Annotated in this window: 5 protein-coding genes; all 5 read left to right on the top strand. The window is 47.5% G+C overall.

Features of this window, described 5'->3' with window-relative positions; genetic code table 11:
- Window positions 1-284: 284 nt before the first annotated feature.
- Window positions 285-3,518 carry a SusC/RagA family TonB-linked outer membrane protein gene (locus ACO08K_RS04475; RefSeq protein WP_421795199.1) on the top strand — a complete coding sequence of 1,078 codons (3,234 nt, stop codon included), beginning with the start codon at window positions 285-287 and terminating at the stop codon, window positions 3,516-3,518.
- A gap of 57 nt (window positions 3,519-3,575) precedes the next feature.
- Complete coding sequence (locus ACO08K_RS04470) at window positions 3,576-5,321, top strand: RagB/SusD family nutrient uptake outer membrane protein (RefSeq protein ID WP_421795198.1); 1,746 nt, start codon at window positions 3,576-3,578, stop codon at window positions 5,319-5,321.
- Window positions 5,322-5,528: 207 nt separating this feature from the next.
- Complete coding sequence (locus ACO08K_RS04465) at window positions 5,529-8,876, top strand: VCBS repeat-containing protein (RefSeq protein ID WP_421795197.1); 3,348 nt, start codon at window positions 5,529-5,531, stop codon at window positions 8,874-8,876.
- 316 nt (window positions 8,877-9,192) lie between these two features.
- Window positions 9,193-10,626 (top strand): vanadium-dependent haloperoxidase, encoded by a 1,434-nt coding sequence (locus ACO08K_RS04460; RefSeq protein ID WP_421795196.1) that lies wholly within the window; start codon window positions 9,193-9,195, stop codon window positions 10,624-10,626.
- A complete protein-coding gene (locus tag ACO08K_RS04455; RefSeq protein WP_421795195.1) occupies window positions 10,623-12,152 on the top strand; it encodes an FG-GAP repeat domain-containing protein in 1,530 nt (509 codons plus the stop codon). Before ACO08K_RS04460 ends, ACO08K_RS04455 begins: the two co-directional genes overlap by 4 nt.
- The last annotated feature ends 42 nt before the right edge of the window (window positions 12,153-12,194 follow it).

Below are 12,194 nucleotides of genomic sequence, written 5' to 3'. Positions count from 1 at the left end.
CACGACTAAATTCTGGGTTATTTAAACTTGAGCGAGTGGTTATGGAAATTTACCCCCCTAACTCACCCAATCAACCGGATCTTCTCAATCCGGTACAAGTACTACCTTTTTGCAACATACCCAACAAGTAACACAAACAAATACACAATTTTCCCGACTGACAACAGGGTGAAGCATGCCCTGTATGGATCGTACTTGGATACAATCAATCTGGATACTTCTGGCGGAGCTTTCTTCGTCCAGAAGCCTAAATTAACAATCATTTTAACCAAACCATTACTATCATGGTTCATGCTTACCAAACCTGGCAAAAATACACTACCCTGGTAGTTGTTTTTTGCTTATTTTCCATTGCAGCGTTGGCACAACGCAGCATCGGTGGTAAGGTGGTAGATGTTGCTGGTAATCCACTTATCGGCGCATCTGTCATTGTAAAAGGTACCACCAACGGTACCTACACTGATGACAGTGGAGCATTTTCACTCACTATTGAGGGCCAGTCGCCGGCATTGATCGTTTCTTACTTGGGCTATCGCACCAAGGAAGTTGCCTTGACTGGTGCTGAGACCAATGTTTCAGTTACCCTGGAGGAAAGCGATCTGGCGCTGGAAGAAGTACTGGTGACCGGGTACTCCACCCAACAAAAGAAAGACCTTACGGGGGCGGTTTCGGTTGTAAAAACCAAAGATCTGCTTTCTGTTCCTGCTGGAAACTTCCAGCAACAACTAGCTGGCCGGGCGGCTGGTGTTGTGGTCGGGGACAACGGTGAACCTGGTTCGCCCGTTAGTATCCGTATCCGTGGGGTGGGTACTTTTGGCAACAATGACCCGCTTTATGTGATCGACGGGGTGCCTCGGGATGCCAACCGCATGGTGGACCTGAACCCCAGCGATATTGAAACCTTCCAAATCTTGAAAGATGCTTCGGCTGCTTCTATTTATGGTTCCAGAGCTGCCAATGGGGTAATCATCATTACCACCAAAAAAGGTAAAGCTGGTCAAACCAAAGTGTCTTACTCTGGCTATTACGGGGTGCAAAACCACGGCAAACTCATCGATGTGTTGAACGCACAGGAATGGGCTACCATGCGTTTTCAAGCTTTGGCAAATGCTGGTCTCAGTGTAGCTGACGCCGGCCAAAACATCCCACAATTGTATGGTACTGGATCTACTCCGGTATTGCCAGACTATATTTTTCCTGCTGGTGCCAAAGAAGGAGACCCCCGGGTGAATCCTGCCAACTACAATGCAGACATCAATTCACCGAATTTCAACCTGATTACCAAGGCGAATAAGCAAGGTACCAACTGGCAGGAGGAACTGTACCAAACTGCCCCTATTCAAGACCACAACCTGTCTTTCACTGGGGGCAATAAGGGAAGTGTTTATGCCCTTACCTTGAATTATTACAACCAGGAAGGTTTGGTCATCCATACCTACAACAAACGCTACAGTATGCGTTTGAACTCTGAATTCAAAATTGGCAAATACCTGAGCATTGGCGAAAACATGAAAATTTCGCACAATGAAGACATTCGTACTTTGGGGAACGCAACCGGGGGCTCCGCCATTACCGGTGCCATCCAAATGCAACCAATTGTACCTGTGTACGACATCAATGGCTTTTTTGGAGGTGCTAAAGGAATTGTATCCAATTCGGGGAACCCGATTGCCGACCGTTACCGCCAAAAAGACAACCGCAACTACGGGCTGAATGCCTTTGGTAGTTTGTACACCAACTTGAACCTGGGTTTTCTGGGGGGCATCTTCAATGACTTTACCTTCCGGTCTCAAATTGGCTTTGATTATGGCATGTGGAACGGTTATGCCTTTGGATACCGCAACATTGAAGCGGCGGAGGTGGTATCTTCCAACTCCTTTAATCAATATTCGGGGTATGGCTTTAGCTGGACTTTGTACAACACCCTTACCTTTGACCGCCAATTGAGTGAAAAACAAAAATTGAAGGTCTATGTAGGTACTGAAGCAGTGTTGTCTTCTGGTCGGGACATGAGTGGTACCCGGGTCAACTACTTTGTAGACTCTCAGAACTTCTGGACTTTGAATGCGGGAAGTGCACTCGGCCAACAAGTTGGTGGAGGTGCTTATTCTGGTCCGGCATTGTACTCGGTTTTTGGCCGGGTAGAATACAATCTGATGGACAAATACATCATCAATGGTACCGTACGTAGGGATGGTTCTTCCGTATTTGGGCCTGAAAACCGCTATGGGGTGTTCCCAGCCTTTGGGGTAGCTTGGCGGGTTTCAAGCGAAAGTTTTATGCAAAACGTCACCTTCTTCAACGACATGAAGTTGCGTTTTGGCTGGGGCCAAACGGGGAACCAAAAAATCAATGCCAGCAACCCGTATAGCACTTTCGGATCAGGTCCTGGTTCTTCTGCATACGACATCAATGGTACCAGTACTTCTCCAATTCTGGGTTTTGAATCCACTCGTTTGGGTAACCCTGCTTCCAAGTGGGAAACAACTACCTCTACCAACATCGGTATCGACGCGACCATGCTGGACAATAAACTGGAAGTTTCCCTTGAATGGTGGAATAGAAGAACCACTGATTTGTTGTATGTGCAGGAACTTCCAGGCACAGCTGGTGACTTGGCTGCACCTGCTATCAACATTGGCGACATGAAAAACGTTGGGGTAGATGCCCAGTTGACTTATCATGGCCAAACTGCTGGTGATAAACTGAAGTACAATGTGGGTGTTACTTTTGGTACCTATAACAATGAAATTCTTCGGGTGGGTACCAACGATGCCACCTTCTTTACCGGTGGTGGTACTCGGATTGGCAACATCAGCCGTAGTTTGAAAGGCTACCCGATTGCCTCTTTCTATGGTTACCAGGTAATTGGTTTCTTCCAGAACGATGATGAAATCAAAAATTCACCGGATCAGCCAGGTGAAGAAAAAGTGGGCCGTTACCGCCTTGCCGACATCAATGGTGATGGTGTTGTAAATGAATCTGACCAAACTTTCATTGGCAACCCACACCCTGACTTTACTTATGGTGTTAACCTGGATTTAAGCTTCAAAAACTGGGACTTCTCCGCATTCTTCCAGGGCTCTCAAGGCAATGAACTGTTTAACTTTGCCCGTTGGGAGATCGATTACGAAGTGTTTAACCTCAACCGTTCCAAAGAGGCCTTGTACGATTCCTGGACGCCAAACAACCGGGATGCAGCACTGCCACGCCTCGATTTTGGAGACCAGGTTTCCAACAGCTTCCTGCACAGCCGCTACGTAGAAGATGGATCTTATGTCGCTTTGCGGCAGGTACAGTTGGGCTATTCTTTCCAACACATTGGTAAAATGAAGGTAGATCGTTTGCGCCTTTATTTGCAGGCTACCAACCCAATCATTATCACCAAGTATCGTGGGTATAACCCTGCCATTACCACCAACGGGTTTGGGGATGGTGCAGACCGCGCAATGGGAATTGATTATGGTGCCTATCCAGTTAACAAACAATTGATTATAGGTGCAAACCTGACTTTCTAATGGCCCTGAGCTGCTAGATTCGTCAGTTTGTAAATTTATGATAAACAAAACACAACCATGAAAAAGATCTTATTTCTGGTTTTAATCACCATAACCCTTGGAGGCGCATTTTATGCCTGCCAGGAGTCTTTTCTGGATCGGCCACCGCTGGGTGGTTTGGATGAAACCACTTTGGCCAATTCAAAAGGAGTAGAAGCAGTGCTCATCGGTGCTTATTCCTTGTTGGATGGTTGGGCCCAGGGCTGGGGTAGTGGCGATGCCTGGCATGCTTCTGCTTCCAACTGGGTATTTGGTGGAATTTGTGGTGGAGACGCCCACAAAGGTTCCGACAACGGGGACCAGAACGCAGTAAACCCCATTGCTCGTTACGAGGGATTGCCAAGCAATGCCTATTTCCGGGGGAAATGGCGGGTACTGTATGATGGCGTTGCCCGGTCCAATTCTGTTTTGAAATTGTTGGCTAAAGCAACTGATATTTCTGCGGCCAGAGCCAAGCAAATTGAAGGTGAAGCTCGTTTTTTGAGAGGCCATTACCATTTTGAAGCAAAAAAATGCTTCAACAACATTCCTTATGTTGACGATAAAGCTACCGACTTTAACGTGCCCAACGATCGGGACGTTTGGCCAGACATCGTGAATGACCTGAAATTTGCATACGACAACCTGCCTGAAACCCAGGCCGAAGTGGGTCGCGTCAACAAGTGGACGGCGGGTGCCCTCCTGGCTAAAGCGTACATGTTCCAACGCAAATTTGCCGAGGCAAAGCCACTTTTGGAAGCCATTATCGCCAATGGCAAAACTTCCAAAGGGGAGAAGTATGGCTTGAACGCCAAATATGGGGATAACTTCCTCATCGCGACCAAAAACAACAAGGAGTCGGTTTTTGCAGTGCAGTCTTCCGTAAATGATGGCGAAGGGGCTGGTGAAAATGGCAACTACGGAGATGTATTGAACTTCCCATACCAAGGTGGTCCCGGCACTTGCTGCGGATTTTACCAGCCTTCACAGGAATTGGTGAATTCTTTCCGTACCGATGCCAATGGTTTGCCTTTGTTGGATGGTAGCCACAACATTGGGGCCAACCAGATCAAAAATGACCAGGGGGTCGACAGCAAAGATCCATTTACGCCGGACGCAGGTCGCATCGATCCACGCCTTGACCGTACCGTAGGTCGTAGAGGGATTCCTTACCTGGATTGGGGGCTTTATCCTGGTGAAGACTGGATCCGCGACCAATCTTATGGTGGCCCATACGCGCCAATCAAGCACGTTTACAAAAAGTCAGAACAGGGTAGTGGTTCAACTGCCTCTGGTTGGGCCTTGGGCGCTTCAGCCAACAACGTCAACCTGATCCGTTTTGCACACATCCTCCTTTGGGCAGCTGAGTGTGAAGTGGAAGTAGGGAGCTTGGAAGCAGCACGTGCTTATGTAAACCAGGTGCGGGCTAGAGCGGCCAATCCAGCTGACTTTGTACTCAACAACGGAGCTCCAGCTGCAAATTATGTAGTTGATACCTACAAAACGCCCTGGACCGATAAAACCCTGGCCAGAAAAGCCGTGCAATTTGAGCACAAAATTGAGTTTGGTATGGAAGGTCACCGTTTCTTCGACCTGGTGCGTTGGGGTATAGCAAAAGATGCTTTGACGGCTTACCTGGCTTATGAAAGTAAACTGCGGGTTGCGGCATTGGGTGGTGCATCCTTTACTGCGGGTAAGAGTGAATATTTCCCGATTCCTCAACAGGAGATTGTAGCCAGTACCGTCAATGGTCAGGCTACCCTGAAGCAGAATCCGGGGTATTAAGCAATTTTTTGCGTCATACAAATACAACTACAGTCTTTTTTCACACGGCGGGGACCACTCCCCGCATACGTCTAAGGACGGGGAGCCGTTGGGTCACCAGCGGCTCTACCCCGCCTTATTTTGGGGTCAGCGGAGAGCAGCAATATTCCTGCTTTCCGCTCATTTCTTTGGTTCTTTCCCTATTTTAGCCGTCTGAATCTTTTATTTATGCGCATCACATATTGCCTGTTGGGTTTGTTGCTGCTGTGGAGTTGTACGGCTCGCAAAAAAACTCTATTTGAATTGGTAAGTGCCGACCAAAGCGGAGTCAGTTTTGTCAATTCCATTGTTGAAGATGCCCGCTACAACATTCTTGATTTTGAGTATGTGTACAATGGAGGGGGCGTGGCTGTTGGAGATTTTAACAATGATAAACTACAAGACCTATTTTTTACCGGCAATCAAGTAGACAATGCCTTGTATCTCAATGGAGGGGATTTTAAGTTTAAAGACATCAGCAAAACAGCTGGGGTAACTTCACCTGATAAATGGTGCTCAGGTGCCGCCGTGGTAGACATCAATGGCGATGGCTGGCAAGACCTGTACGTTTGTGCCAACATGGAACTGGAAGCAGACAAACGAGCGAATCAATTCTACATCAACCAGGGACTCGACGCTAAGGGAAACCCCGTGTTTAAAGATTTTGCACCAATCATGGGCATTGCTGATACTGGTTATTCCACCCAGGCTGCCTTTTTTGATTACGATAAGGACAATGACCTCGACCTCTACGTGCTCACCAATGAAGTAGAGATTTTTTTCCCAAACCAATACCGCGATAAAATCAATGATGGTTCAGCGCGCAACAATGACCGATTGTACCGCAATGATGGACCGGGAGCGGATGGCCTGCCCCGTTTTACCCTGGTCAGCAAAGCCGCAGGGGTTACCATGGAAGGCTATGGCTTGGGGTTGGCCATTAGTGACGTCAACCAGGATGGCTGGCCGGATATTTATGTTTGCAATGATTACCTGGCCAACGACCTCTTGTGGATGAACCAAAAAAATGGCTCTTTTTACAACGCTGCGCCAAAACTCTTGAAGCACACCAGTCAGTTTGCCATGGGCAACGATGTAGCCGACATCAACAACGACGGCTGGTCCGACCTATTTGCCCTCGATATGTTGCCTTTTACCAATGAGCGCAAAAAGCTATTCCTACCCGCCAACAACTACAGCAAATACCTCAACAATGAAAAATACGGTTACCAGTACCAATATGTGCGCAATACGCTGCAACTGAGCAATGGTTTTGGCCCAATCGATACAACTGGAGCCCCTTTCAGCGAAATAGCCTGTTTTTTGGGCTTGCATGAGACGGAATGGAGTTGGTCGCCCCTGATGATTGACCCAGACAACGACGGCCTGCGAGATATCTTGATCACCAATGGGTTTCCCAAAGACGTGAGCGACCAGGACTTTGGCGTTTTTCGTGCCAATACCAATTATTTGCGCACCACAAAAGAAGAGCTGTTGGGGATGATCCCAGAGGTTAAGGTCTCCAATTTTGCCTTTCACAATCAGGGTGAACTGAGTTTTAAAAATGTGACAAAAGACTGGGGCCTGGAGCGACCTTCTTTTTCCAATGGCGCTGCCTATGCAGATTTGGATAATGATGGTGACTTGGATTACATCGTTTGCAACATTGATGAAGCGCCTTTTTTGTACCGCAATACCCTGAATGAAGGCAAAGAAAAGCCCCACTATTTGCGCCTGGCATTCAAAGGGCTAAAAGGGAATCCTCAAGGCTTTGGCGCCAAAATCTGGGCTTACCAGCAAGGGAAGCTCGTGCAATACCAGGAGCAATTTACCATTCGGGGCTATTTGGGTTCGGTGGAACCCATCCTGCATCTGGGGTTGGGGAAAGTGGCTGAACTGGATTCCTTGCGGGTGGTATGGCCAGATGATCGGGTGCAAGTGTTGAAAAATGTCAAAGCGGATCAAGTTTTGACCCTGGATCAGAACCAAGCTAAGGGAAAATACAATTACGAGAGAAAAATCACTAAACCACTTTTGCAAGAGCAAAGTACCCAATTGGCTTTAAACTACCTGCACCAGGAAGCCGAATTCATCGATTACAACATCCAGAGAACCTTGCCCCATAAATTGTCCCAATCTGGCCCCGCTCTGGCGGTAGGAGATGTAAATGGGGATGGGTTGGAAGATGTGATTGTTACAGGCTCTTACCCCAACCCGGGAGATGTATTGCTGCAACAAAAAAATGGCCATTTTCAAGCACCACAAGCACTTGATCTGGCTGGTGCCAAAGCTGGCGAAAGCACTGGCGCTGTACTCTTTGATGCGGATGGTGATGGAGACAATGATTTGTACATTGTTCGGGGCGGCTACGAGTTTGCGCCCAACTCAGCAGAGTACCAGGACTTGTTTTTTTTGAACGAAGGTGGCGGAAAATTAAGCTTGCAAAAAAATGCCATTCCTGCGGAAACCTATAGTGGTTCATGCGTTAAGGCTGCCGATTTTGATGGAGATGGTGATCAGGATTTGTTTGTAGGCGGCCGTTGTGTTCCCGGGAAGTACCCCTCGCCTGCACCGAGTATGTTGTTGCGCAATGATAGCAAAGGTTCAAAGCAGGTTAAGTTTAGTGATGTTTCTGGGGCCGTAGCGCCTGAATTGTACGATTTGGGCATGATTACCGATGCCGTTTGGGTAGACGTAGACGAGGATCAACAACTGGACCTGATGTTGGCCGGGGAATGGATGCCCCTCACCTTGTTTAAAAACCAAAAAGGAATATTGCAAAAAGTCAAAACCGATAATGGCCTGGAAAAATACGCAGGCTGGTGGAATAGCCTCCTGGCCGAGGATTTTGACCAGGATGGTGATGTTGATTTTTTGGCAGGAAACCTGGGGCTCAATTCCTTGTTTAAAGCCAGTGATTCCGAACCACTTCAGTATTTGTCTGCTGATTTTGACGACAATGGCAATTACGATTTTATCTTATTCCAATATGGCCTCGGGCTGGATGGAAAAAGGCGCCCCTATGTGTACAATACCCGTGATGATTTGATCAAACAGTTGTTGTTGATGCGGGATCGTTTTCCAAAGTACAGTAACTACGCCACTGCGACTTTTGACAATTTGCTCCAACCCGCTGAACTAAAAAAAGCTTCCTCACGATCGGTCAACTACTTACAAAGCAGCTACATAGAAAACCTCGGCAATGGTCGTTTTTCCATTCATCCACTCCCAGCAAGCGCTCAACTCGCCCCCATTTATGGCATGAGTGCCGCTGACATCGATCAGGACGGTCATTTGGATGCCATCCTGGCCACCAATGGTTTTGATGCCGATGTGTTCACCGGGCGGTATGATGCACTGAATGGTTTGGCGTTGAAAGGAAATGGAAAAGGAGCTTTTCAGGCGCTGTCCTGGCAGCGGAGTGGGGTAGTGGTAAAGGGAGATGGCAAGGCTTGTGTGCCCATAAGGGGTGCAGATGGGCAAATCCGATTTTTGATGAGTCAGAATCGGGGAACGTTGAAGGTTTTTGGGAAGTAGGGAGGTGATTGGTTTTTACCATTAAAGAGATTAGGTTATGATTTTTGAATACGCTACTGGGGCCTCAGAACCCCCGACCCCTAAAGGGGAGCACATGGTAGGTCAGTACCGAAAAATACCTTTTGATAGGAAAAGCACTTTTTTATGCTATCCGAAAATGTACTCCCCTTTAGGGGTCGGGGGTTCTGAGGCCTCTGCAGAATCTTCAAAGGCAGCCGACGCTGGTACAAGTCTCCAGACTTGTACCAATATCAGCACGTCTCGGACGTGTGGCCGCTCAATATTTTCGCATTGCGCATGCGTCAGAGACGCAAAAATGTTGGTACAAGTCTGGAGACTTGTACCAGCACGAGGGCTTGTACCAGCAAAGGGACTTGCACCCGCAAACGCACCCGCAAAACCTTCTAGGCAAAGCGCCATTTTTTTTTCCTTAATCGCCATTTTCATTTTTTTATTCACCGCCTGCACCCCCCCGGAAACACCCTACCGCCCCAGTGCCGCCAGCCACGACCCACAAACCATCCATGAACTTGGTCAGGCGCTGACCGATGTGATTGTACACGATGTGTTTTCGCCACCCGTGGCAGCACGCATCTATTCCTATTCCCATCTGGCTGCTTACGAAGCCCTGAGATGGGATGATGCCGGAGATTACCCCTCATTAACCCAACAAATGCGCGGCTTTGTGGCTATACCTGAGCCCCAGGACGATGGTGCGCCCCATTGCTTCCCTCTGGTTGCTGCACATGCCATGATTGGAGTGAGTAAAATGTTGGTGTTTTCGGATACGATGCTGGATCGTAAGGCTGCCCCCATTTTTAAAAGATTTGCAGCACTCCATTTACCTAAAGCCGTTGAAAGCCGATCCAAAGCCTATGCCGAAAAAATAGTCGCAGCTATCGCCCAGCGCATCAAAACCGACAATTACAAAGAAACCCGTGGATTTTCTCGTTATACCCCACAAAGTATCCCAGGCCATTGGGAACCTACTCCCCCTGAATACATGGATGCGATTGAGCCACACTGGCATAAGCTGTTGCCATTTGTGCTGGACAGTGCTAGCCAGTTTAAACCAATCCCACCAGCTCCGTATAGCCAATCCCCTGGAAGTCCATTTTATCGGGATATGCTCTTTGTTTACGAAACCTCAAAACAACTTAGCGAAGAACAAAAAGCCATTGCCAATTTTTGGGATTGTAACCCCTTTGTGACCCACAACGAGGGGCATTTGATGTTTGCCACTAAAAAAATCACTCCGGGCGGGCATTGGATGGGCATTACACGGATTGTTTGCCAAAAAACCAAAGCTGACCTGGTAAAAAGTGCCTGGAGTTATGCGCTGACCGCCGTTACCTTGAATGAAGCATTTATTAGTTGCTGGGATGAAAAATACCGTAGTGCGTACGTACGCCCGGAAACGGCCATTCGAGCATTAAAAGACCCCAAGTGGTTCCCATTGTTGCAAACCCCACCATTTCCGGAGTATACCAGTGGCCATAGTGTGGTCTCTTCTGCAAGTGCGGTGGTATTGACACATCTTTACGGGGATTCATTTGCATATGTGGATTCGGTTGAAGTAATTTACGGCCTGCCGCCAAGAAGCTTTCCTTCTTTTAGCGCTGCTGCTACCGAAGCATCCAGAAGCAGATTGTACGGCGGCATCCATTTTTTGCCTGCAATTGAAAACGGTGTTAAACAAGGCCAGGCGATTGGGAATTATTTGATTCAACAGTTAAATCTAAAGCGTTGACTAAGCTTAATACCTTTTCAATTGTAGTATTTGTTGGTCTTCTATTTTTGGTTTGGACAAATACAGCCTGTGATCAAAAAGAACAAGGGCAAAAACTAGCCGAATTATACTGTGGTGCCTGCCATTTGTTTCCGGAACCAGGTTTGTTGGATAAAAAAGGCTGGGAGGAAGGTGTACTGCCACAAATGGCCATTCGAATGGGGATGGCTGACCCTGACTTTAACGAATTAAACCCGGAAGAATACCAAACAATTCTGGAAAAAGGCGGCTTGCCCCTAAAACCCATGGTTAGTAAAAAAGATTGGAGTAAAATTGTGGCCTATTACCTCAAGAATGCTCCCGAAAACATACCAGCCCAGCAGGGCGCATTACCCATCCAGCTGGATACTCAACAGTTCAAGCCGCAGATTTTATGGCAATCTCCAGGGGAAAGGCCAAATTTTTCCTTGTTGAAATTTTTTCCAGGACAAAACACCTTGGTTGCTGGGCAGCGTGAGGGGAAGGTATTTTTTTTTAAGGAATTAGGGCAAAAACTTCAGGATTCTTTATTTGCCCCCTCTTCAGCCAGTGATATCAACATCACTCCCAATGGTCACGTCCAATTGTTGTTGATGGGCAAAATGGATCCCAATGATGCCTACTCCGGAGATTTACTTGAAATTGAAAAAAGAGCTGGGCGTTGGAAAGTCCTGCGTAGTTTAGTGAAAGGCTTGAATCGTCCGGTACAATTTGCGCCTTTTGATCAAGGTGAAGCCGGCGAGCAAGCCTTTGCCATCAGCGAATTTGGACATTATACGGGTGCTTTGAGTTGGCACGAAACAAGTGCGGATGGAAAAAGTAAAGTATATCAGCTTTTTAATGGCCCAGGAGCCCGGGTGGCAAATGTAGTTGATTTGGACCAAGATGGCAAACAGGACATTGTAGCGCTGCTCAGCCAGGGTGATGAAAAAATCATTTGGTTTAAAAACCTGGGCAAAGGGGTGTTTGATCCCCGGCTGCTTGCGCGTTTTTTACCCATTTATGGATCGAGTTATCTGGACATCGCAGACATGAACCAGGATGGAAAGCTCGACCTAATCCATTCTGCTGGTGACAATTACGATTACAGCTATGCCTTGAAAGGATACCATGGCATTCGAATTTTGTTGAATCAGGGGAAAGAATACTTTGTGGAGAAGAAATTTTTGCCCCTTCATGGAGCAGGGAAGGTACTGGTGGAGGACTTTGATCAGGATGGTAAACCCGATTTGGCTTGTACTTCTTATTTCCCCGATTATACCCAAAAACCTCTGGGTGGTTTTGTGGTATTCAAAAATCAGGGAAACCTGAAATTCAGTGCCCATACTTTTCCTTTGGGGGATAAAGCCAATTGGTTGTTGATGGATAAGGGTGATGTGGATCAAGATGGCGACTGCGACATCATTCTGGGGGCATGCAGCATCAATAATACAGTACCCAAACCACTGCGGCAGGATTGGAATCAACTGGGAATCGGGGTTTTACTATTCCGAAACCAGCTCCGGTAACTCAGGGTGCTTGCAAAATCGCCAGGCTTTTCCTGTTTTTTC

The organism is Haliscomenobacter sp. (assembly GCF_965225875.1).
GTDB lineage: Bacteria > Bacteroidota > Bacteroidia > Chitinophagales > Saprospiraceae > Haliscomenobacter.
The sequence above is the reverse complement of the archived record's forward strand: the minus strand, read 5'-3'. Positions and strand labels throughout refer to the sequence as shown.